This is a genomic window from Amycolatopsis roodepoortensis, assembly GCF_014873915.1.
In the GTDB taxonomy this organism is placed as follows: Bacteria; Actinomycetota; Actinomycetes; order Mycobacteriales; family Pseudonocardiaceae; genus Amycolatopsis; species Amycolatopsis roodepoortensis.
In genome coordinates this window covers 681077-702551 of the sequence record NZ_JADBEJ010000005.1, presented here as the reverse complement: position 1 = coordinate 702551, position 21475 = coordinate 681077, and the positions used below count along the sequence as shown (strand labels likewise).

Annotated in this window: 21 protein-coding genes; 11 read left to right on the top strand and 10 right to left on the bottom strand. The window is 68.4% G+C overall.

The features are described 5' to 3' along the window. Positions 1-128: 128 nt before the first annotated feature. Complete coding sequence (locus H4W30_RS22730) at positions 129-914, top strand: adenylate/guanylate cyclase domain-containing protein (protein WP_192744703.1); 786 nt, start codon at positions 129-131, stop codon at positions 912-914. Here the strand turns inward: H4W30_RS22730 and H4W30_RS22725 are convergent. Together H4W30_RS22725 and H4W30_RS22720 are read right to left on the bottom strand one after the other, a co-directional pair. Then, on the bottom strand, positions 911-2299 hold the full coding sequence (locus H4W30_RS22725; protein ID WP_192744702.1) for a Gfo/Idh/MocA family protein: 1389 nt from the start codon (positions 2297-2299) through the stop codon (positions 911-913). The two genes, H4W30_RS22730 and H4W30_RS22725, sit on opposite strands and share 4 nt — an antisense overlap. A gap of 172 nt (positions 2300-2471) precedes the next feature. Then, positions 2472-3167 (bottom strand): nitroreductase family protein, encoded by a 696-nt coding sequence (locus H4W30_RS22720; RefSeq protein ID WP_192744701.1) that lies wholly within the window; start codon positions 3165-3167, stop codon positions 2472-2474. 280 nt (positions 3168-3447) lie between these two features. On the opposite strand from H4W30_RS22720, the gene H4W30_RS22715 reads away from it, so the two are divergent. After that, the gene (locus H4W30_RS22715) at positions 3448-4167 is read left to right on the top strand and encodes a S1 family peptidase (protein ID WP_126736969.1); all 720 of its coding nucleotides are present in this window, start codon (positions 3448-3450) and stop codon (positions 4165-4167) included. A gap of 210 nt (positions 4168-4377) precedes the next feature. On the opposite strand, the gene H4W30_RS22710 is transcribed toward H4W30_RS22715, so the two are convergent. Both H4W30_RS22710 and H4W30_RS22705 read right to left on the bottom strand, forming a co-directional pair. Continuing rightward, positions 4378-5145: a dioxygenase family protein gene (locus H4W30_RS22710; protein WP_192744700.1), complete on the bottom strand. Its 768-nt coding sequence runs from the start codon at positions 5143-5145 to the stop codon at positions 4378-4380. 194 nt (positions 5146-5339) lie between these two features. Continuing rightward, a complete protein-coding gene (locus H4W30_RS22705; protein ID WP_192744699.1) occupies positions 5340-5900 on the bottom strand; it encodes a CGNR zinc finger domain-containing protein in 561 nt (186 codons plus the stop codon). Between the two features lie 64 nt (positions 5901-5964). On the opposite strand from H4W30_RS22705, the gene H4W30_RS22700 reads away from it, so the two are divergent. The 6 genes from H4W30_RS22700 to H4W30_RS22675 all read left to right on the top strand — a co-directional run bounded on the left by H4W30_RS22700 (position 5965) and on the right by H4W30_RS22675 (position 13812). Next, positions 5965-6603: a haloacid dehalogenase type II gene (locus tag H4W30_RS22700; protein ID WP_192744698.1), complete on the top strand. Its 639-nt coding sequence runs from the start codon at positions 5965-5967 to the stop codon at positions 6601-6603. Positions 6604-6674: 71 nt separating this feature from the next. Further along, positions 6675-7172: a hypothetical protein gene (locus H4W30_RS22695; protein WP_185927379.1), complete on the top strand. Its 498-nt coding sequence runs from the start codon at positions 6675-6677 to the stop codon at positions 7170-7172. Beyond that, on the top strand, positions 7172-8551 hold the full coding sequence (locus tag H4W30_RS22690) for a hypothetical protein (RefSeq protein ID WP_225949828.1): 1380 nt from the start codon (positions 7172-7174) through the stop codon (positions 8549-8551). Before H4W30_RS22695 ends, H4W30_RS22690 begins: the two co-directional genes overlap by 1 nt. Then, the gene (locus tag H4W30_RS22685; RefSeq protein WP_192744696.1) at positions 8548-9918 is read left to right on the top strand and encodes a VWA domain-containing protein; all 1371 of its coding nucleotides are present in this window, start codon (positions 8548-8550) and stop codon (positions 9916-9918) included. The genes H4W30_RS22690 and H4W30_RS22685 overlap by 4 nt, the downstream gene beginning before the upstream one ends. Before the next feature lie 19 nt (positions 9919-9937). After that, positions 9938-11050: an ATP-binding protein gene (locus tag H4W30_RS22680; RefSeq protein ID WP_192744695.1), complete on the top strand. Its 1113-nt coding sequence runs from the start codon at positions 9938-9940 to the stop codon at positions 11048-11050. Continuing rightward, entirely contained in the window at positions 11047-13812 is a 2766-nt protein-coding gene (locus H4W30_RS22675; protein WP_192744694.1) for a DUF5682 family protein, read from the top strand. Before H4W30_RS22680 ends, H4W30_RS22675 begins: the two co-directional genes overlap by 4 nt. A gap of 42 nt (positions 13813-13854) precedes the next feature. Here H4W30_RS22675 and H4W30_RS22670 read toward each other — a convergent pair whose 3' ends face one another. After that, entirely contained in the window at positions 13855-15312 is a 1458-nt protein-coding gene (locus H4W30_RS22670; protein ID WP_192744693.1) for a carotenoid oxygenase family protein, read from the bottom strand. An 83-nt stretch (positions 15313-15395) separates the two neighbouring features. Here H4W30_RS22670 and H4W30_RS22665 point away from each other — a divergent pair, with 83 nt between their 5' ends. Further along, positions 15396-16115, top strand: a complete 720-nt coding sequence (locus H4W30_RS22665; protein WP_192744692.1) for a TetR/AcrR family transcriptional regulator — start codon at positions 15396-15398, stop codon at positions 16113-16115. Here the strand turns inward: H4W30_RS22665 and H4W30_RS22660 are convergent. After that, a complete protein-coding gene (locus H4W30_RS22660) occupies positions 16099-16704 on the bottom strand; it encodes a TetR/AcrR family transcriptional regulator (RefSeq protein WP_192744691.1) in 606 nt (201 codons plus the stop codon). The genes H4W30_RS22665 and H4W30_RS22660 overlap by 17 nt on opposite strands. Positions 16705-16793: 89 nt before the next feature. Between H4W30_RS22660 and H4W30_RS22655 the strand changes: the two genes are divergently transcribed. Next, on the top strand, positions 16794-17669 hold the full coding sequence (locus tag H4W30_RS22655) for an alpha/beta fold hydrolase (RefSeq protein ID WP_192744690.1): 876 nt from the start codon (positions 16794-16796) through the stop codon (positions 17667-17669). On the opposite strand, the gene H4W30_RS22650 is transcribed toward H4W30_RS22655, so the two are convergent. Together H4W30_RS22650 and H4W30_RS22645 are read right to left on the bottom strand one after the other, a co-directional pair. Beyond that, positions 17620-18768 (bottom strand): hypothetical protein, encoded by a 1149-nt coding sequence (locus tag H4W30_RS22650; protein ID WP_192744689.1) that lies wholly within the window; start codon positions 18766-18768, stop codon positions 17620-17622. The genes H4W30_RS22655 and H4W30_RS22650 overlap by 50 nt on opposite strands. Before the next feature lie 248 nt (positions 18769-19016). Next, positions 19017-19625, bottom strand: coding sequence for a TIGR03086 family metal-binding protein (locus tag H4W30_RS22645; protein ID WP_192744688.1), 609 nt, complete (start codon positions 19623-19625; stop codon positions 19017-19019). Between the two features lie 70 nt (positions 19626-19695). Between H4W30_RS22645 and H4W30_RS22640 the strand changes: the two genes are divergently transcribed. Continuing rightward, a complete protein-coding gene (locus H4W30_RS22640; RefSeq protein WP_192744687.1) occupies positions 19696-20124 on the top strand; it encodes a MarR family winged helix-turn-helix transcriptional regulator in 429 nt (142 codons plus the stop codon). Between the two features lies 1 nt (position 20125). On the opposite strand, the gene H4W30_RS22635 is transcribed toward H4W30_RS22640, so the two are convergent. Then, on the bottom strand, positions 20126-20791 hold the full coding sequence (locus H4W30_RS22635; RefSeq protein WP_225949826.1) for a hypothetical protein: 666 nt from the start codon (positions 20789-20791) through the stop codon (positions 20126-20128). After that, a complete protein-coding gene (locus tag H4W30_RS22630; protein WP_192744686.1) occupies positions 20788-21405 on the bottom strand; it encodes a YaaA family protein in 618 nt (205 codons plus the stop codon). Before H4W30_RS22630 ends, H4W30_RS22635 begins: the two co-directional genes overlap by 4 nt. Between the last annotated feature and the right edge of the window lie 70 nt (positions 21406-21475).

Below are 21475 nucleotides of genomic sequence, written 5' to 3'. Positions count from 1 at the left end.
ATCTTGTCACGCGTATGTTGAATGGCGACTTCGGGAATTGTCACGCGGAGGTGGAAAGGGAAATTCTGGCGGCATTCTTGTCACCTCGGTGACAGGTGCGGCGGCCCGGGGGTGCGCGGGCTACTGTCTTGATCGTGACCGAACGACCCGAGCCGTGGCACCGCCGGACCCGCAGGTTCCTGCGCGCGACGGATCAGCGCGGCGAACTGGTGCGCGGCGCGCGGTTCCTCCGCAGGCTGGTCCCGGGTGACCCGCTGGTGCCGTCGACGGGCCGCTCGTCCGATCGGCTGGCCCGGCTGCTGGCCGAGGCGGGCGCGGACCGGCCCAGTGCCACCCGCGAGCTGGGGCTGGCCGCCGTGCAGGCCTGGCAGGCTGTCCGCCGGTCCGGCGCGGCGCCGGTGTCCGCGGACGGGATCACGGTGCTGTTCACCGATCTGGTCGGTTTCTCGACGTGGGCGTTGCAGGCGGGGGACGAGCGCGTGCTGGAGCTGCTGCGTTCGGTCGGCGAAGTGACCGAATCGGTCGTCACCGGGCACGGCGGCAGCATCGTGAAGGGGCTCGGCGACGGCGTGATGGCCGTGTTCGCCGACCCGGGCGAGGCGGTGAACGCCGCCTACGAGACATGCTCCGCCGTCAGTGTGATCAAGGCCGAGGGCTATCTCCCGCATCTGCGCGCGGGGCTCCATCGAGGGAATCCGCGGCGGGTCGGCGACGACTACCTCGGCGTCGACGTGAACATCGCCGCCCGCGTCATGGCCGCCGCCGACGGCGACGAGGTGCTGGCCAGCGGAAGCGTGGTCGACGAGCTGGACCCCGGCGCGGTCATCGTGCGACCGCGCCGGAGTTTCCGCGCCAAGGGGACCCCGAAGGACCTCCGTGTCTACCGGGTCGTGCCCCGGTATTCGACGTCCTAGCCGGGCATCTCCGAAGGCTGTGAGTCCAGCCCCGGCCGGGGTTTCGTCCAGCCGCCGCGCGTGAAGTCGGGCACCGCGACCGGTTTCCCGCCGCGAGCGAGGGAGACGACGCTCAACGGCACGGGGGAGCACCAGGCCGCCGAGTCGTAGACGTCGATGTCCGGCACCAGCCCCGCGCGCATCTGCTGCACGATCCGCCACTGCAACACGTAGTCCATGCCGCCGTGCCCGCCGAGGTTCGGGTCGTCCTTCAGCTTCTTCCACAGCCAGTGGTCGTGGCGTTCGCGATACGGGCCGAAGTCCTTCCACGCGTGGCCGCTGTGGTCGGGCTCGACGTAGATGCGGGCGGGGTAGTCCTCCACGATGCCGCGGCTGCCGGCGAGGCTGTTGATGCGGCTGTACGGACGCGGCGAGCTGACGTCGTGCTCGGCGCGGATGATCCGCCCCTGCTCGGTCTCGATCAGGCAGGTCACCAGGTCGCCGTTGACGTAGGTCTCCTTCCACGACGGATGACCCGGCGGCATGTGGCGTTTCCGGTAGTCGGCGAGCCCCTTCGGCTCGGTCGCCGTGGCGCGCAGCGTGGCGAACCGGTCGCCGCGGTTGACGTCCATGCAGGCGGCGATCGGCGCGAGACCGTGCATCGGGTAGAAACTCGCGGTGCTGCGGGTGTGCCATTTCCGGCGCCACGCGTCGGTGTAATACGTGTCGGAGAACAGCAGTTCACGCAGGTCGTGCAGATAACCGCCGTGCCCGTTGGTGACCTCGCCGAAGACACCCGCGTGCGCCATCTTGAGGATCGCCAGCTCGTTGCGGCCGTAGCTGCAGTTCTCGGCGAGGAACAGGTGTTTGCGGGTCTGCTCGCTGGTGTTGACGAGATCCCACAGCTGGTCGAGCTCGGTGGCGATGGGCAGTTCGACGCCGACGTGCTTGCCTGCCAGGAGCGCGGCCTTGCCCTGTGCGTAATGGAACTCCCACGGGGTGGCGATGTAGACGAGGTCGATGTCGTCGCGGGCGAGCATCTTCTGGTAGGCGTCGGCGGATCCGCCGTACTCGGCCGGACGTGGACGACCGGCGGCGGCGAGTTTGTCCGCGGCGGCCTTCGCGCGATCGGCGCGGATGTCGCAGACCGCGGTGACCACGGCGCCCGGGACGGCGCTCCAGCCGCCGATCATGGACTTCCCGCGATTGCCGAGACCGATGAGCGCGATCCGGACGGTCTGGTGTCGCTCGAACGGGACCCCGATCATGCTGCGCTGGCCAGGGCGGCGGGGCGCGTTTACCGCCTCTTCCGCCGCGGTCGCGCTCGTCGGGATCGCGGCGAGCGCCCCGGCGGCGAGCGCGCCACCGAACAGTGTCCGCCGGGAGACTGAGGGCAGGTCGGCCATGAAGAACACTCCTTCGTGTCGCCTTCGATGCCCAGACCTTGTCCAATCGCCGCCGGATATGTCAAGAGATGCGCCAAAGCGTGCAGAAAACTGCACTAATGAGCAGTTGGGATGCTTGTTCGTGGGTGTTTCGCGCAGCCCGGGTGCGCACACACCCGGGCCGCGCGGACGGTCACCGGCGGATCAGCACCTGATCGATCGACTTGCGCACCAGGTTCGGCACCACGCAGTCGTCCGCCGGATAGCCGACCGGGATGACGGCGAACGCCTTCTCGTTCTGTGGCCGCCCGAGCAGTTCGCCGAGGAACCGCATCGGCGACGGCGTATGCGTCAACGCGGCCAGCCCGGACAGGTGCAGCGCCGTGAGCAGCATGCCGACCGCGATGCCCACCGACTCGTCGACGTAGTAGTGCTTGTGCTTGGTGCCGTCCTCGTCGAGGAAGTAGCGCTGCTGGAAGACCACGATGAGGTATGGGGCGTCGGTGAGATGGGTCTTGACGGCGTCGGTTCCGAGCGGGCGCAAGGCGGACAACCACTCCTCCCCGAGCCTTCCCTCATACGAAACGCGTTCTTCCTCCTCGGCGGCCTCCCGGATCCGCTGTTTGGTCTCGGCGTCACTGATGAGCACGAACGTCCACGGTTGCTGATGCGCGCCGCTGGGCGCCGTGGCCGCCACCGCGATGGCGTCCACCACCGCCTGCTCGGGCACGGGGTCCGTCGAGAACATCCGCACGGTGCGGCGGGTGTCCATGCGGCGGCGCAACTCGGCGGCGGTGGTCAGCGATTCTTCCGCGGACACGCGCGCCGGGCGGTAGGGCACCGGCTCGAACGGGTCGCCGTAGGTCGGGGTCCACTGTGCTGTGGTCATGATGGCGATTCTGGCGCTGGAACCGTCTTTCCGAAAGCCCCGGAGGCGGGTTATGTCCCTGGGGTTATGCCGCCGTCTGTCTCAAGTGGACGGACGCCGGTCGTCGTAACCGGCGGGCGTTTCCGGTACCCAGAGCGCCACTTAGTGGTCGTCGCGGCGTGGAGATAGGTATCCACTGCACGACTTTCGTCGGTGTCAGGTTCCTCTTGCGGCGACCCAGAATCAGCACACCCGTCCCCGTCGCGCGGCCGAACCCGGGCCGCAGAAATGAGTCGGAACCATGCGACTGCGCTCCTTCGCCCTGATCGCCGGCACCGCCTTCGCGGCGCTGCTCGGCGTCACCGCCCCCGTGGCGTCCGCCGCGGAACCGTCCTCCGACGTCCAGCCGATGATCATCGGCGGTCAGAACGCGACGAGCGGCCCGTGGGCGGCCAGGCTCTTCGCCAACGGCAGGCAGACCTGTACCTCGACGATCATCGCGCCGCAGTACATCCTGACCGCGAAGCACTGTGTGGCCAGCAGCGGCACGTTCACCTTCCGGATCGGCAGCCTCGACCAGCAGAGCGGCGGCACCATGGCCACCGGCTCCACCGTCACCCGGCACCCGAGCGCCGACCTCGCGATCGTGCGGCTCACCGCCCCGGTGAACGCCACGTACTCGCCGCTGGGCACCACCGCCAACGTCTCCGTCGGGCAGACCGTCCAGGTCTACGGCTGGGGCGCGACCAGCCAGTGCGGCTCGGAGATCAACTGCCAGTCCCGCTACCTGAAGGTCGCCAACGTGTCGGTCACGTCGGTCTCCTGCCGTGACTACAACGGCGGCATCGCGGTGTGCGCGCGCCGCGGCGACGGCATCACCGCCGGCGGGGACTCGGGCGGCCCGATGTTCGCCTCCGGCCGTCAGGTCGGCGTCGCGTCGACGAGCGACCGGCAGACGACGACCGCGTACACGAACATCACGCGGTACCGGCCCTGGATCCAGCAGATCGCCGGCGTCTGAGCCAGAACGTGCCGTAGGGGTTCACTGCGCCTTCATCGGTCCGTGAAGGCCCCCAGCGGCTCAGGCCCCGGCAGAATGTGCCGCGAAAGCCACTTTCGGGACACCAGACGTCCCGAAAGTGGCTTTCGCGACACGCCGGATTTGTCCTGCCCCTCGCCAAAAGGTCCTCCCTGGCGGTTGCCGGGGAGGACCCTTTGCCGGAGCGTGGCGCTAGTCGGGACGGCCGACCTGGGTGTTCGACAGGTCGAGACCGATCGCGAAGTCGGCCGTGTAGCCGCTTCCGGTCTGCTGGGGACGCAGCAGCATCTGTGCCCCGCCGTTGCGGTAGATGGCGTCCCGGCTGTTGGTCGTGTCGGCCGGGCCTTTCCGCCGGTACGGTTCGGTCCGCAGATAGGCCGCGCCGAATTCGGGCGTGAAGTAGAGCTGCGAGGTGAACTCGTACGGCCTGCCGTTCGTGCCGACGGTACGGATTTTGACGTGGATATGCAGTGTGCGTCCCGTGTACCAGCCGGGAAGAATGGTGGTGAACCGGGCGGCTCCCGCTTGGTCGGTGTTCTGATAACCGCGCAGGAAGCGTCGGCCGCGACTTCCCTGGGACGGAATGTCGGAATACAGCCCGAACGCGTCGCACTGCCAGAGGTCGACCATGGCTCCCGGTAGCGGCGTGCACTGCTGCTGACGGATCTGCTGAACGGTGAAATTGATCGCCAGCGCGGTGCCGGGAACCAATTGCCCAGTGGACGGCTCACTGCGGATGTCGGAGCGGTTGAGCCGTTCGTCGACGAAGTACGGGCCCTCCATTTGTTCCGGCTTGACCACGCAGTCCAGCGTGCAGATATCGGGTGCGCCCGGGCCGGCGGTGGTGGCACTCGCGGTGGCGGATCCGGCGACGGCGAGTGTCGCGCCGGCGGCGCCGAGGAGAATCAACGCCTGTCGCCTGCCGAGTACCCGGCCTACCGGCTCATCATCGTCATGCATGGGGTTCCTTTTCGCCGAATGATGGGAGTAAGGGAACTACACGCGGCAAGAGTTGGCTGCAGGGTGTCGCGCGCATACGATTTTCCGTCATGAGCCGGAAGTTGTCGAGAAAGTTCACTCGCGTGCATCATACTTCGAAGCGGGCACCATTCTTTGATGGGCCGAATTCGCGAACCGCTGCTACGGCATTTCGCCTACGACTTCTCGAAACCTTCTTGGGAAAGCTTGCGTGCCCGGTGGTTCGCCACATTGACGCGGTTTCCGCACAACCCCGGCATGCAATAGCGACGCCGTCCGGGGCGCGTCGTGTCGATGAACGCGCCTCGGCAGGTAGGTGCGCCGCAGGCGCGGAAGCGCTCCACGCCGAGAGACTGGACGACACCGAGTATTCCGACGCCGCAAACCAGGGCCAGGGAATCCGCGACTTTCGCACCGGGCCGCACCGAGACGGCCCATCGCGCACTGCCGGTCAGAAGGGTGACGTCACCGATCGACGAGGTGAGCGCGGTGGCGCCGGTGATGAGGCGCGCCTGGTCCGGGTGGTCGACCAGATCGCGCACCGTCACGCGCAGCCGATGAACGGCGCGCAGATCCCCGGCCCGAGTGGGCTCGGGCAGTGAGCGAAGCTCGGCGAAGGCGGCGAGAGACGCCAGGTCGGGCAGCTTGTCTTCGCCGTGCCAGACCTCCGGGGCGGTGTTGACCAGGTCGGTAGCGACACCCGCCGCCCAGACGTAATCGTCCAAAGCTACTTGCATCCCTTACCGACCTCTCGTACGTTCGCGGTTAACCATCACTTTAACCCTTACCGGGAGGTTGTCCGTGGAGATCGACGCCTTGGTGTTCGACATACTCGGCACGCTCGTCGACGAACCGGCGGGGATTCGCGACGCGATCCGGCAGGCCGCGCCGGACGCCGATGCGGATGAGCTGGCCGGCCAGTGGCTGGGCCACGTCGAGACCGAGCAGCGGCGCATCGTCGCGGGAGAGCGCCCGTACGCCCCGAGTGACGTCCTCGACCGCGAAGCGGCTCAGCTCACCACTAACACGGACGTGGCGCCGAAGCTCGAACCCTGGCCCGACGTCGCCGAAGGAGTGGCGAGGCTGGCCGAGCGGTACCCGATCATCGGGCTGTCCAACGCGAGCCGGTCGAGCCTTCTTCGGATCAACGCCCACGCAGGTCTCCGGTGGCATCAGGCGCTCTCCGCCGAGGAAGCGCGGACCTACAAGCCCGACCCGGCCGTCTACGAGCTGGCAGTCAAGGCCTCAGGCACGAAGCCCGAGCGGCTGTTGATGATCGCCGCCCACGCGTGGGACCTGAGGGGAGCGCAGAGCGCCGGCTTTCGGACCGCGTACGTCTCCAGGCCCGTCGGAGACCCGCCGTCCCAGACGGATCGGTTCGACTTCCAGGCGGACGGCCTCGCCGATCTGGCCGTCCAGCTCGCGAAACTCCGGATGTGAGCGAAACTGTCGGTGCCTTCCGCTAGGTTCTTCCCAGTCCCCACCGAGGCACCCCGCAAGGAGAAGATGCGTTGTCAGACTGGGAAAGAGCAAGCACGGCCAGGGTGTTGCCACCCGCTCGCCCGCGCAAGCTCGCGAAGGTCCCGTTCGTCGAATTGGCCGACGGGCGGGTGCAGGGCGTGGTGTCCAGCGGGTCGGACATCGGCCGGGTGTACGTCTCGTCGGTCGCGGCGAGCACGTACGAATTCTCCTGCAGTACCAACAACAACCGGCCTTGTGGCGGGGCGCGGGGCATGTTCTGCAACCATATTCTCGCCCTGATCAACGAATCCACCCTTCAGTACGGTGCCGAGCGGGTAGCGCGGTACTTGCGCGTCGAGGTGGCGGAGCCGACCGCGCAGGCCATTTCCCAGACCATGAGCGCGACGCGTCCGTCTCAAGGCGACAGCACCGCCGCCGCTTCCGTGTTCAGCCAGTTCTTGCGGCACTTGGCCTATCTCGAATTCGAGCCGTCGACGGCGCCGGTCCCGGAGCTGCAGTGGTTCCCGCCGACCAGGGCGGTGGTCTGATGCGCGTCGATCTGCTCACCGATCCCATCACCGGTCTCGACGAGGCGCTGGCGGTCGTCGACGCCTTCGACGACGTGCTCGTCACCGGCCTGCTCCGTCCACAGAGGATCGCCGGCCTGACCGAGCTGGCCGATGCCGTCGCCGGGTCGCCGCTGGCGGCGCGGGTCGCGGAGGCAGCGGAGAAGACCGCGGCCGGTGCCGCGGGGGAGGAGCACTTCGTTTCCCTTGCGGCGGCGAGGATCGCGGTGTTCGGCTCGGTACATGACGCGGTCCTCGCGCGGCTTGTCGAAGCGACCGGCCGTCCACTGGGCGAAGAGTCCGCCGGGCAGGCCCCCGAGGCGGAATCGCCCAATCTTCTGGTCGCCGCACGGTCCTGGCTGGCCGATCTGGCCCGCGCGGGCTGGCAGGGTATCGACCACGACTTGATCTCGGCTTCGGCGCAGGTGATCTCCGCGTTGCTCGCGGAACCGAGCCTGCGCAGGTTGGCTGTCCTGCTCGACGGTTTCGCCGCCGAACTCGCGGCGTCCTGTCCCGGCGCGGCCCTGGAGCGGATCCCCGCCCGGCGCTGGGGCGACCTGTGGTCGCGCGGGATGCTGCTGACGCTGCCCGGGGCGGCGGCCACGCCGGCGATCGGCACGGTCACCGGCCGCCTGCTGCCCCTCGGCGTCGACCTCCTGGAACACTCGACGGCCGCGCAGGCCCAGGTCCACGCCGTATTCGAGCCCGAGGACGGCGCCACCCCGCGGCTCGTGCGTGCGAACGTGACCGTGCCGAAGCCGGACACGATCATCGGCGCCGGGATCTGGCAGTTGCTGCGCCCGCACCTTTCGCTGCTCACGGCGATCGGTGAGGGCCGCTCGATGGACCTCGCCGGCATGCCGGTCACCGCGGAGGGCGACCTGCTCTGGCGAGACGAACACGCTCGTCCGGGAGAGCCCGCGGACGCGTTCTCCACGGCGCGTGTCGCTCTGCCGAAGGCCGTCATGCCGGCCGTCGCGCCACTGGATCGGCATCCGGTCCGGCTCGCCGTTCCCGTCTTCCTCGAGGGCTACGGCTTCGAGGGCGACGAAGACGCGCTCACGTTCACCTTCGCCGGGAGTCGGCTCACCGTCGAGACCGATCGCATCCCGGCCGCCGGCCCGCTGACCCCGAAGGCGGTTGCCGGCTCCAGCGCGTGCATCGGCCTGATCCGGTGGGACGGCGGATTCCGCCTCCAGCCGCTCGCCGTCGAGACCACCGTGCGCAAGAAGACCACCGCCGTGCACGCCGGAGCCTGGGCGGGCGGCACCACGGACAAGGCTGGAGTGAAGGCCGAGAAGGCCGCCACCGACGCCGCGGCCGTGCTGCGCGAGCGCGCCGGAAGGCTGTTGCGGAAATGACCGAACCCGAGGACAACCGCCGCCAGGTCCTGTACTGGCGGCTGCTCGCCCGGCTCTTCGACGCCGAGGAGCAGGCCACGCTCGAATCGGCGAGTGTCGCCGTGGTCGAGGACATCGGCCTGCCGTCGGCGGTGCTGGATCCGAACGTCGCGGTCGACTCGGTCGTCCAGCGTCATCCGGAGCTGGCGGCCGAGTTCGACGGGCTGATGGTCCCCGAAGCCGAGGACGGCCGGGACAAGGCCGCGGAAGTGCGGCGCGCGGCGCTCGTGTCGAAGGTGCTGCTGAACGTCTTCGCTCAGCCGCCGCATACGGTGACCGCCAGCCAGCTCTCCTGCTGGCAGGCCGACGCGGGCTGGCTCGAGCGCGCGTTGGGCTGCCGCCCGGGCGAGCTGCGCGGAGGTCGTCCCGGCGGCGCCCCGACCGGCCTCGGCGGCACGGGTGGTGGCGGCGCGCCCGACTTGAGCACCCTGCTCCCGGCGATCGGCCCGGAGCTCGGCGGAATCGAGGCCGACCTCGTCAAACGGATGCATCTGCGCGAGGTCCTCGCCGACCCGGCGCTCGCGGCGAAGCTGAGCCCGAGCATGTCGCTCATCGAACAGCTGTTGCGGGACAAGGACAACCTGTCCGGAGTGGCGCTGGCCAACGCCAAGTCGCTCATCCGCCGCTACGTCGACGAGATCGCGGAGGTCCTGCGGACCCAGGTCGAGAAGGCCTCGACCGGCAAGGTGGACCGTTCGGTCCCGCCGAAGCGCGTGTTCCGCAACCTCGACCTCGATCGCACCATCTGGAAGAACCTCACCAACTGGAGCCCCGACGAGGAACGGCTCTACGTCGATCGCCTCTACTACAAGCAGACCGCTAAGAAGACCACGCCGCAACGGCTCATCGCGGTCGTCGACCAGTCGGGCTCCATGGTGGACTCGATGGTCAACTGTGCGGTGCTGGCCTCGATCTTCGCCGGACTGCCCAAAGTGGACGTCCACCTGATCGCCTACGACACGCAGGCGCTCGACCTCACACCGTGGGTGCACGATCCCTTCGAAACGCTGCTGCGCACCAACCTGGGCGGCGGCAACGACGGCATGGTCGCGATGGCGCTGACCCAGCCGAAGATCGCCGAACCCGCGAACACCGTGGTGGTCTGGATCTCCGACTTCTACGAGACCCGCGTCGAGCAGCTCTTCGAAAGCATGGCCGCGATCCACCGGTCCGGGGCGAAGTTCATCCCGGTCGGCTCGGTCACCAGCGCCGGCCGGGGCAGCGTGAACCCGTGGTTCCGCGAACGCTTCAAGGATCTCGGCACGCCGGTGATCTCCGGCCACATCACCAAGCTCGTGCACGAACTCAAGACTTTCCTCACCTCCTGAACCTCCCGAAAGGCAAGACATGTCCGACCTGTTGCGCGCCCCCGCCGAGATCAAGTACGCCGAAGAGCTGGACTGGCTGGAGTCGGTCGACGACAACCCCAAGCCGTTCGCCTGGCGCCTGTCCCCGAAGATGCTGCGCCTGTTCATCCTCGGTTCCGAGCGTGCCGACGGCCTCGACCGCGAGATCTCGCAGAAGTGGTTCGGCGACCGGAACATCGTCGAGCGGGCCATCGTCACGCTCGCCTCGGACCGCGGGCTCTTGCTGATCGGCGACCCCGGCACCGGCAAGAGCTGGCTCGCCGAGCTGCTGGCCGCGGCCATCTCCCGCAACTCCACGCTCGTCGTGCAGGGCACCGCCGGCACCACCGAGGACCACATCAAGTACTCGTGGAACGTCTCGATGGTCATCGCCAAGGGCCAGTCCCGCGAGTCGATGATCCCGTCGCCGATCATGACCGCGATGGAGGCGGGCTCGATCGGCCGTTTCGAGGAGCTGACCCGGTCCACCAGCGACGTGCAGGACGCGTTGATCTCGATCCTGTCGGAGAAGTACATCTCGGTACCGGAGCTGGACAGCGACGGCATCGTCTTCGCCAAGCCCGGGTTCTCCGTGATCGCCACCGCCAACAGCCGCGACCGCGGCGTCAACGATCTGTCGTCCGCGCTCAAGCGCCGCTTCAACTTCGTCCGCATCCCGGTGGTGACCAACAAGAAGAGCGAAGCGGAGATCGTCCGTTTCCGCACCGAGGAGCTCCTGCGCCGCCACCAGATCGAGCTGGACGTGCCGCCCACGCTGCTCGACGTGCTGCTCCGCAGCTTCGGCGACCTGCGTGCCGCGGCGGCGTCGGCGGGCAGCGACGACGAGAAGCTGGAGTCCGCGTTGTCCACCGCCGAGCAGATCGGCGTACTCGAAGACGCGGTGCTGCACAGCAACTTCTTCGGCGAGCGCGAGCTGACCGCTCGGACGCTGGCGTCCTCATTGGTCGGTTCGCTCGCCCGCCGCGAGCCGGAGGATCTGGCGATCCTCAACAAGTACCTGCACGGTGTCGTCGAGCCGCGCAGCAAGGACGAGGGCGGTGACTGGCCCGAGTTCCTCGACGGCGGCCGCGACGCGATCGCCTCCCTCTCGTGAGCGGCGCCTTCGAGGCGTTGCGCGGCCAGTTGCAGGAGGCCGCGGCCGCCTTCGCCGACGGGCCCGGCGCGCTGGAGGGCATCCTCCTCGGACTGGTCGACGACGTCGATCGCGCGGTGCGCGAGCCGTTGGAGATCTTCCCGGTCTGTCACCATTCCCCGGCGTCGGCCGTGGCGATGGCACGGCGCCTGCGGGAGAAGCAACCGAAGGTCGTCTACCTGGAACTGTGCGAAGACATGGCGCCGTTGCTGACCGAACTGCGCAACTGCCGTCTCCCGGTGGCGGTCCAGGCCTTCGCGACGGACGTGAAGGGCTTCCCCGCGGAGTGGGCGCCGCTGTCCGTGGTCGCGCCGATCACCGAGGCTTCGGCGGAGTACCAGGCGATCGCGTACGCCCTCGACACCCCGGGCGTCGAGCTCGTCCTCGTCGACCGGTCGGCGGACCACGTGTTCCAGTGGGACGAGCGTGAGCCGCCCTCCGATCCGGACGCGCCGCCCGCCGAGGAAGAGGCCGCGCTGCACGGTGACGCGGTCGGCGTCGAGATCGGTGATCTCCGGCCCCGGTTCGCCGAACTCGAGGAACACCTGCTGCGGCACGGGCGGGTGCGGCACTGGTCGGAGTGGTGGCACCAGTACGTCGAGCTGCCGCTCGGCGACAGCGACCACGACACCTACCGCCAGGTCATGTTCCTGATCGGCAGCCTGTTCCGCCGTCTCGCGCCGGGCGACACCCGGCGCGTCCGGGTCGACGAAGACCGCGAGCGCTACATGTGGACCCGCATGCGCGAGCACCTCGCCGCCTCGGGCGCTGATCCCGCCGATTGCCTCTACATCTGCGGCGCGTTCCACGCGGCCAGCCGGGTCGCGGAGTTCGGTGTCGACGGCACGGATGGCTTCGTGATCAGCCCGCGCAGCGAGAGTACGTGGCAGTACGGGCTCATCCCGTCGAGCCACGCCTCGATCGAGGCACAGTTCGGGCTCGCCGGGGGATCGGTGTCGATCGCCGCGACCGAGTGGGCGAAGAACCTGAAGCGCACCAAGGTGAAGCAGTTCCAGCTGGAAGGACAGGTAGGCGGGCCGAAGCGGAAGAAGGCCGCGGCGCTGCCCGCGCCGGCGCCGGATCCGGTGGCAGTGGATCCATCGGACCAGCTTTCCGGCTTCCTGCGACGACCTCCGGTGCTCGACCGGCTGGACGAGGCGGAACTGCTGGGCTGGTCGGTCGAGATCGTCCGGGCGGCGCGCCGCAACGGGTATCTGGCCTCGACGGCCGACGCCATCGCGGTGTTCGAGACCTCGATCCTGCTGGCGGGTCTGCGCGATCGGGCCAAGCCGACGCCGTACGACTTCCAGGACGCGGCGGTCACCTGTATCGAGAAGGACGTCGTGCCCGGCAGGCGCGACGTGCGCCGTCTCGTCGAGATCATGATGGGCGGGGACCGGATCGGCCAGGTCGGCTACGACGCGTTGCCGCCGCTGGCGCGCGACGTGCACGACAGGCTGGAGCCGCTGAACCTCAAGCTGCAGCAACGAGGTGTGCAGCGTGCGCTGCTCGACATCGCGTCGAGGCCGGAACTGGAGCCCTGCTCCGATCTCCTGTGGATGCTGCGCTATCTGATGCCGCGCGGCGCGGCGCGGCCGATCATGGGGGAGCGGCGGCTCGGCGAACGGCCGATCCAGGAGTCGTGGGATCTGGCGCTGGGCACTCACCAGCGGGCCCTCATCGAGCTGGGCTACGAGGGCGTCAGCGTCGAACAGGTGCTGGAGCAACGGCTTCGGCGAGCGGCCTACCACCCGCAGGCCACCGCCGCGAAGGTGCTCGGCGCCGTCGAGGACGCCACGCTCTACCTTCGCAGCGCCCGGCTGGCGGGGGAGCTGGGCACACGTGCCCTGGAGGTCCTGGCCACCGAACGCACCGTCGACGGCGCCCCGGAAGTGCTGCGACGGGTGCGGAGGCTGCTGGCGCACTACCGGACCAGCGAGCCGGTGCTGCCGCGGTGGATCGAGGACTTCGTGAGGACGGGGTACGCGCACTACTGCACGCTGCTCCCGGCCGCCTTCGCCGACGAGGAGGCCGGCGTCGAGCAGGTCGCCGCGATGCTGGGCTTCCTGTTCAGCATGGAGTCGCTCGCCCTGTCGCTGGGGTGCGACCGTACGCAGCTGGAGCTGGCGATCGCCGGATCGCATCCCGAGGAGCCGTCGAAGGTGGCGCTGTTGTGGGCGGCGCAGGTCCAGCTCGGGCGCCTCACGCGTGCGGAACTGCGTGAGCGGTGCGCCGGACTGCTGGCGAACCCGATGGTGCTGCCCGCCTATCCGCGCTACCTGAGCGGTTTCGTCCACGCGCTGGAACCGGCGCCGGGGTTGGCCGACTTCGTCGTCGAGGCGGTGTCGAACGCTTTCACCGAGCTACCGGACAGGCTGCTGCTGCCGTGGTTGCCGACGTTGATCACCACGCTGCGCACCCGCGGCGCGGAGCTGGTGCCGCTGCTCGTGCGTGAGGCGGGACGGATCTTCCCCGGAAGGCTCGCGGCGCTCGACGAATGGGTCCCGCCGTGGAAGGACCAGCCGGAACCCCGTGCGGTGACGAGGAAGACCGGGGGCGGCGGCCTCGCTTTGCTCGCAGCGCATCCGGCTTCCTGCGACGCCGTGGCGGGTCTGCTGGGCTGCGAGGAACCATGGGAGAGCACAGCGCCCGCCGGTTTGGCGCTGCTCCAACGGCACCCGGAGTCCGCCGCCGCGTTGGAGGAGGTGCTCACCGGAGTGTGAACCCGAGGGCGGTCGCCGGACGTCCGGCGACCGCCCGCTCCGTCAGTCGGCGACCCAGCTGCCATGGAAGCCCAGCGGCACCGGCTTCGGCAGATGGATACGGGCCAGCGGCTTCGCGGTGAAGTCCTGCGCCGCGAGGATCACCAGGTCCGAGGCGTTGCGGTCGGGATTGTTCACGTAGGCGAGGGCGTAGCCGTCGTCTTCGGACTTGCTGCGGGACGACGGCACGAACACCGCCTCGCTCGTGTCCGCGCCCCGGCCGAAGCGGTGCACCTCCGAACGTCCGTTCCGCAGGTCGTGCTTGATCAGCGCGTTGCCGAAGGAACCGGAGGGCTTGTCCAGGTAGACGTCGAACAGTTCGCCGGGGGAGGCCGAGTATCCGTACCTGTGCCGTCGCGACACCAGGCTTTCGTTGACCCGCGGGAATTCCTGCGGCCGGTCGTCGAGCACGCGGCGCCGGACCCGTCCCCGCGCGAGATCGATCGTCCAGCGCTCCAGCACCGGCGGGCCCGACGCCGACGGGCCGCCGAAGCCCTGCCTGCCCGCCACCTCGAACGGCGCGGGCATCGTGGTCAGGTCGACCACCACTGTCGAGCCCTGCTCGTAGGCGTTGAGCGTATGCGAGTAGAAGACCGGGTCGACCCCGAACCAGCGGACCGGGCCGCCGTCGCGGTTCATCACCCCGACCCTGGCCGGATGGTCCGGGTTCCACTTGTACGGCACCACCTTTCCCGGCTGCGGATCGAAGGTGACCGGCACGTCGAAGACGACCACGTAGTTCTCGGTGAGCCCGAAGTCGTGCATCATCGGGCTGTCGCTGACCGGGATCCGGGTGGTGCGCACGACGCGGCCGGTCCGGTCGACCTTCAGATGCCGTACGTGATCCCACGTCGGGTGATAGGTCACCGCGTGTAGCTCGTCGGCGCGGGCGTCGAACTTGGTGTGCGCGGTGTAGGAACCCTGCAGCGAACCGCCGAAGTCGAACGGCCCCAACGTGTTCAGTTCGCCGTCGAGCTCGTACGGCGGTGCGCCGGACTCCTGAAGGGTGAGGATGCGGCCGTGGTGGCTGATCACGTGCGTGTTCGGTGCGAAGTCCTCGGCGGGCACCGGCCACGGGTACCGTTCGCCCAGTTTCGCCGCGACTCCGGACGAACGCACCCAGCGGTTGCGGTACCACTCGGCCTTCCCGTCGCGCAGCCGGACGCCGTGCACCATCCCCTCACCCAGCATCCAGTGATGGGCGCGCGGGTCTTCGAGCCCGAGCACGTTCGGGCCGGTGCGCAGGTAGCGCCCGCACAAGTCCTCGGGAATCCGGCCGGTGACGGGCAGACCGAACGCGGTCACCTCCTCTTTCACCGGGGCGAAGGCGCCTTCGACGAACGGGTAGCGCGGATTCGGCGCGGCGAAGGCGGAATGGCTGTTCGCGACGGTCGCGGCGGCTCCGCCGATGGCCAGCGCGGCCGCCCCGCGGAGCACGTTCCGCCTGGTCGGTTCGGTCATGGTCGATCCCCCAGATAGTGAAGTAACTGTGTATGACATGAACAGTGTATGCCTTTACCTGTTTTGGGTGCAACAATGCGGCCATGGACGACGTCGAGATCGAGTTGCTGCCGCCGGGCACCGCACTGGCGTGGGGGCACACCCCGGCGCCCCGGCGCGGGCCGAAACCGGGATACAGCCTCGAACAGATCGTCGACGCGGCCATCGCGCAGGCGGACGCGGAGGGCTACGCGGCGCTGTCCATGCCGTCGATCGCCAAACGTCTCGGCATCACCGCGAACGCGCTTTACCGGTACCTGAACTCCAAAGAGGAACTACTCGTCCTGGTGGCCGAGGCGGCGTGGGGCCCGCCGCCGGAACCGGTGTCCGGCGATTGGCGCGCCGCGGTCACCGCCTGGGCGCGCACGCTTCTGGAACGTTGCCGCCGCCATCCGTGGCTGATCGACCTGCCGGTCCGAAGCGTGCCGAGCACGCCGAATCTGCTGGGGTGGCTGGAGAACTTCCTCGCGGGGATGGCGGACTCGGGCCTGAGCGTCCAGGACGTGACCGGCTGCGCCGTCCTGGTCGACGGATGGGTTCGCAGTACCGCTTCCTTGCTCCGGGACGTGAACGCGAGCCCGCCTGATCAGGTCCGGGCGCTGAGCGCGTTCCTCGGCCCGCGCCTCGAAGAGCGAGGCTACGGGCGCGTCGCCGCCGTGGTTTCCGGCGAGGCGTACGGCGAAGAGGGCATGGAGGAAGCCGACGTCGAATTCGGCCTCGGCCGCATTCTGGACGGTATCGAGGCGCTCATCGAACGCCGGTGAACAACCCGTCGAGGCGGTAATCGACGATCTCCGCCGCACGCTCGGCCGTGTAGGCGTCGACCATGATCCCCGTGACGAGGCCGGCGGACATCGTCGCGAGCGCGTCCGCCTCGAGCCCGGCGTCGAGGCGGGCTGGGACGTCGCCTTTCTCCTGGGCGGCCTGGAGCAGGCCGGCGATCGCGTGAACCAGGTGGGGCAGGAGTGGTTCCTGGTCGGGGTCCTGGCTCCCGCGCGTGACGTCGACGGCGAAGTACGCGATCTGGACCGCGGCCAGCATGCGGCGGCGCTCGCCGTCCGGCAGGACGGCGGTCAGGTAGGCGCGCACGATGGTGCGTTCGTCCCCGGTCGCCATCGCCTCGCCGATGCTCTTCCCGGCGATCTCGGCGGTCAGTTCGACGACCCGCTGCCAGGCGAACCGCAGCATTTCCTCCTTGGTCGGGAAGTAGTACTGGACCAGGTTCATCGAGATGCCCGCCTCCGCGGCCACCGCACGCAGGGTGACCGCCTGCAGGCCTTGGGCGGCGGCGATCCGGAACAGGGCCTCCGCGATTTCGCGCCTGCGCTCTTGGTGGTCGACACGTTTCGGCACGCGATCACTCTGCCATGTCGGCAAGGGGTGGCCCGAACGAGCACCCGCTGTTATGGTGCAAGTGCACCATAAAACTTCGAGGAGGTCCGATGCTGGGGGAATTCGTCGACAAGAAGGCCGAAGAGCGCTTCTTCGCGACTTATGACGCGATCTTGCGGAAGTGGCCGGTTCCCGCCGAGGAGCGGGACATCGAGACGAGATTCGGCCCGACCAGGGTCCGGAGTTGCGGACCGGAAGACGGTCCGCCGATCGTGCTGCTTTCCGGGGGAATGGGCACGTCGCTGTCCTGGTACCCGCATATCGCCGAACTCGCCGCCCGGCACCGGATCCACGCGGTGGACAGCATCGGCGAGCCGGGGCGGTCGATCCAGACCGCGCCCATCGAGTCCACAGAGGACTGCGCGGACTGGCTCACCGAGGTCGTCGACGGGGTGCTCGCGGGAACCGGCCACGAGAAGGTCCACCTCGCCGGCGTTTCGCGAGGCGGCTGGCTCGCCTTGAATCTCGCCACCCGGACGACCGACCGGATCGCCGGTGTAGTCGCCATCGAAGCCGCCGGGTTCGGCGTGATCGACCGGAGCTTCATCTGGTGGAGCTTCCGGGAGATCTTCCTCTGGTTCCTGCCCAAGTGGGTCCTGCGGCTGGTGGCGTCCGGCGATCCGGACGTGCGGCACACCTTCCGGCCCCTGCTGTTCGCCGCGCTCAAGTACAAGCAGCATCTACCTGAGATGCACCTGTTCGGCGACGACGAGTTGTCCAGGATCGACGTACCCACCCGGATCATCGTCGCCGAACGCAGCGTCATCCACCGTGCCCGCGAGGTGGCGGCCCGGCTCGGCTCACTGAACCCGCATATCGAGGTCGAGGTCGTGCCCAAGACGACTCATGGGCTTTCCCTGGAGAAACCGGAGCTGGTCACCGCCCGGGTTCTCGAAGCCGCGCGTCACGCCGACGCGGCATCGTGACTCTCGGCTGGTGATCTGCCGGCTGGCGGGGGATTTCGCCGCGATGCGGCAAGGGATCCTCGGTGATCGCGTACCAGGCGCGGAGGTTGGCCGGTTTCCGCCAGTGCTCGGCGGTCTCGGCGACCTGATCGTGGACGTATAGGGCGTGACTGATCGTCTCATGCCAGGAACTGACGAGTTGGTCAGGCGTTCGCAGGCCGCGGAAGATCTCCGCGTAGAGCCTGAGCAGGCAAGAGAGCGAATGTCGGGATGCCGCGAGCCATGGTTGTCCGGCCGCGTCGAGTCGGGCCGGGGTGGCGCCTTCGCAGACGGTGCACTCGCAGGACCAGAAATGGTGGATGTCCGGTGTCCCGGCGAAGATACGTTCACAGGTCTCGAGCCGGTGGTAGCTGAGTAGTCGAGTCACGAAGGCCGACACGCCGGGCGGTCGTGAGGAGCGGCGGGCCGTTGCCGGGTAGAGATGGCGAAGTGAACTATTCGTGCCCACGGCAGCGGTGTGTGCGCCATGGCAGAGTGCGCCGATGGCGGAAACGTCGCATCGCAACAGGAAAACGGGAACACTCGCAGTGGCCAATATTTGGAGAAACCCGGTTAGGAGGTACTGGACTCCGAAGGGATCTTTGTCGTGTTCGAAGACGAACGCGACCGGCACTCCGTATTTGTTGATCTCCCTTGTGATCGCAACGCGGACCGGTGGACTGGAGAACCATTTCGTGGCGAGGGGAAGCACGGCGACGACCGGCGCGGATTCCCTTGCTGCAGCCTTGAGGATCGTTCTCAATCCAGGCCAATCACGTGGTGCGAGGTATCCGGAGTCGGTGAGCGGTATCAATCCGAGGTCTCGCTGGCGGCGGATCCAGGCAGGATGGGTTCCACGCCGTGCTGTGACCCTTCGTTTGCCGGAGTATCGATCCGCGTCGCACAGAATCGGGCCGCGGAATCCTTGATCACGGAGGCGCAGGACGGTGGACTCGGGAGAGGTGCCGGTGAGGACGATGCCCGCGTGGGCCTTGTCGGCGATATCGAGAATCGAATCCACCTTGGTCGACCTGCATTGGATCAACAGGCGCCCGCGGAGCGCGTCCAGCGAATGATCCATCCTTTCACGGTGAGGTACCTCGGCCAACGTGTCACCGGTCATCACACTGATGCCGGTCCCTGTCGCACTGAAAGAGCAAGAACCACTCACCCTTGGCGAGAAATGAGGCTCCTGTGAGTGGATCGGCGGGGCGGGCGCGGAGGCCCGTCACCGGCGGTGTCCGGCCGGGCGAAGGCTTTTCCGGTGCCGATGGGTATTGGGGCCTGAGGTGCGACGACCGGTGTTCGGCCGTCGCACCCGGGATGTGTTCAGGCCGCGGCCACCTGATCGGGCCATGACGGCGAACGGCCGAGCAGCGCGACGATCGTGTCCAAATCGGACTGTCCTGGCGCGTCGACGGCCGGGCCGAAAGCGGCGCCGGGAGCCATCCGGTTCTTCCCGTCCGGGATCGCCTTGGCGAACCGCAGTCCGGCGTCGAGTACCTCCTGCTGGAACCTGAGCGGCAGGCCGAGGGTTTTGGCCACGTCCCAGGAGTGCACCAGGTAGTCGACGAAATGGAAGCCCAGCGCCTGCTCCGCGGTGAAGGTGACTTCGGTGGAGAACTCGGGAAGTGCGAACCTCCGGTCGGCGAGGTCGTGGGGGACGAAGGCGTTCAGGACCCGGTTCACCGAGGTGCGGTAGGTGGCGACGGGGTCGTCGCCCAGCGGGAGCAGTCGCCAATGGTCGAGGCTGCTCTCGCCCTCGGCCGCCGCGGCGAAACCGTGGTGCTGGGTGGCCATATGGGCCAGCAGTCCGTGCAAGGTCCAGGCGCTGCACGGGGTCGGCTTGGCCAGATCCGCGGGGGTGATCTTGCTGACGAGGTCGAGGCTGCTGCGGGTCACCAAGGCGTCGAGGATACGAAGTTCATTGATAGGCATGCGCATATCATCTACATGTGCGTATGAGTTCGTCAACCGGTTTCGTGAACGAGGTCGGTATGGTCTGCGCATGGCGGAGCAGGGGAGGCCGGATCTCGCGGCGATGCTCGGCGGGCTGATGCGACGGCTGATGAACGCCGAGACGCCGGTGCTGGCCGAGCACGGGTTGACCATGTGGGGTTACGTGGTGCTGAGCGCGCTCGACGACGGACCCGTCCGCACGCAGGCCGCCCTCGCGAAGGCGATCGGGGCGGACAAGACCCGGATCATCGGCACCCTCGACAAACTCCAAGAGGACGGGCTGATCACCCGCGAGCCGGACCCGAACGACCGCCGGGTCCGGCTGCTGGGGATCACCGAAGCCGGCCGTGCTGCGCGAGGGTCGGCCCAGGCGAAGATCCAGGAGCAGGAGGAGCGGCTGCTCGGACAGCTTCCCGCCGCCGATCGCGAAGCCTTCCTTCGCGCCGCGCGTGTGCTGTCCGAAGCCGAATGGCCTTGAGTCAGCGGCTTGTCAACGTCCGGAACGACGCCAAAAACTCCGGTTTGTGGTCCTCGTCAATGTGGTTGACGTTCCACAACCGAGACTCGCGGACTTTCTCGCTTGTCGCGTACTGGCCGAGCCATCCTGTGCTGGGGCGATCGGTTGAGTCACGCCGGTTCGAGAGCAAAGCGATGCTGTTCCGTTCGATGTCGCCGCGCAGGCTGCTGCCGTCAGCTTCGGTGGGCACAGCCAGGCAGACGAACCGCATCCGACCGACGTACTCGCTCACCTGCCGCTCGATCTCGGTTTCGGCCGCGGCCCACTCGGGCAGACGGCGCTTGCCGGTCCACGCGGTGAGCAGATCGTCGGATCCCTGGTCGCGCTTGATCAACGCCGTTCCGACGTGACGGCGGAAGATCGACGCGCGATGGTTCCCGCTGCCTTTGAGCGTGCCGCGATGCTGGGCCAGACGTTGCCACAGCTTCGTCCGGCTACCGCTGCCCAGGCCGTGCGTGCCCACACGCACCACCCGCGGAGACCCGTCGGTGCGCAGCTCGCCGTCCTCGAAGAAGAAGTAGACGCCATGACTCGGCCAGCCGTCCCGGCCGGTCGCCTCGCTCAGCAGCCGAGGAGATCCCAGCCGGCGGAGCAGGGTGTAGAACTCGGCGAGATCCGTGTCCCTCATGTCAGCTCCTCGGTGACCATGCCCGGCGGGTAGTCCGACGGCGAACGCCGCCACCACGCGCCGAAGGCCTGAGCCAGCCGCCGCGGCACCTCGACCTGCGCGCCGCCGCCGTGGAAGTCGATCGTCACGAGCACGGCATCGATTTCCGAGGCGGCCCAAGGGATTCGCCGGATCAGCTTCGCGTAGTCGGCGCTGGCGGACACGAACGTGACCACCTTCGTCGCACCGATCCGGCGAGCCTCCTCGATGACTGCGTCTTCGAGCACGCCGGACGGCCAGTCGGTGAGCTTCAGCTTCCGGTCGTAGTAAGAGATCGGCTCGTCGGCACGCAGGAGCCCGTAGCCGCCGCTGAGGATCAGCGTTCGCCCGTTTTCGACCGCCTCGCCCAGTGCGCTGCCGACATTCCGATAGAAGTTCCCGCTGTACCGGAGCCATGCGGGCCGCAAGCCACCGCTGTCGACCTTCGACTTCATCAGGACATCGGCCCGGGCGCGGAGCAGCGGTTCTGGCCAGGCGGTCCCGGTTCCCGCAGCCTCCCCACCTCGGTTCTTACCCTTCGAACAGCCGAGGATCGTCAGTGCTTCACGCGGATCGATCGCGTTCAGAACGGTCACCGGAGAACTCTAAAGTGTCGGCCCAACCCCTCGCTGACCGGACGCTGATCGGTCCCGGGCATGCTGGAGG

Coding starts and splice junctions, on each gene's coding strand:
- H4W30_RS22680 (WP_192744695.1), top strand. CDS start 9,938: ATGTCCGACCTGTTGCGCGCCCCCGCCGAGATCAAGTACGCCGAAGAG.
- H4W30_RS22685 (WP_192744696.1), top strand. CDS start 8,548: ATGACCGAACCCGAGGACAACCGCCGCCAGGTCCTGTACTGGCGGCTG.
- H4W30_RS22640 (WP_192744687.1), top strand. CDS start 19,696: ATGGCGGAGCAGGGGAGGCCGGATCTCGCGGCGATGCTCGGCGGGCTG.
- H4W30_RS22715 (WP_126736969.1), top strand. CDS start 3,448: ATGCGACTGCGCTCCTTCGCCCTGATCGCCGGCACCGCCTTCGCGGCG.
- H4W30_RS22670 (WP_192744693.1), bottom strand. CDS start 15,312: ATGACCGAACCGACCAGGCGGAACGTGCTCCGCGGGGCGGCCGCGCTG.
- H4W30_RS22710 (WP_192744700.1), bottom strand. CDS start 5,145: ATGCATGACGATGATGAGCCGGTAGGCCGGGTACTCGGCAGGCGACAG.
- H4W30_RS22690 (WP_225949828.1), top strand. CDS start 7,172: ATGCGCGTCGATCTGCTCACCGATCCCATCACCGGTCTCGACGAGGCG.
- H4W30_RS22635 (WP_225949826.1), bottom strand. CDS start 20,791: ATGAGGGACACGGATCTCGCCGAGTTCTACACCCTGCTCCGCCGGCTG.
- H4W30_RS22725 (WP_192744702.1), bottom strand. CDS start 2,299: ATGGCCGACCTGCCCTCAGTCTCCCGGCGGACACTGTTCGGTGGCGCG.
- H4W30_RS22655 (WP_192744690.1), top strand. CDS start 16,794: ATGCTGGGGGAATTCGTCGACAAGAAGGCCGAAGAGCGCTTCTTCGCG.
- H4W30_RS22720 (WP_192744701.1), bottom strand. CDS start 3,167: ATGACCACAGCACAGTGGACCCCGACCTACGGCGACCCGTTCGAGCCG.
- H4W30_RS22645 (WP_192744688.1), bottom strand. CDS start 19,625: ATGCCTATCAATGAACTTCGTATCCTCGACGCCTTGGTGACCCGCAGC.
- H4W30_RS22650 (WP_192744689.1), bottom strand. CDS start 18,768: ATGGATCATTCGCTGGACGCGCTCCGCGGGCGCCTGTTGATCCAATGC.
- H4W30_RS22665 (WP_192744692.1), top strand. CDS start 15,396: ATGGACGACGTCGAGATCGAGTTGCTGCCGCCGGGCACCGCACTGGCG.
- H4W30_RS22705 (WP_192744699.1), bottom strand. CDS start 5,900: ATGCAAGTAGCTTTGGACGATTACGTCTGGGCGGCGGGTGTCGCTACC.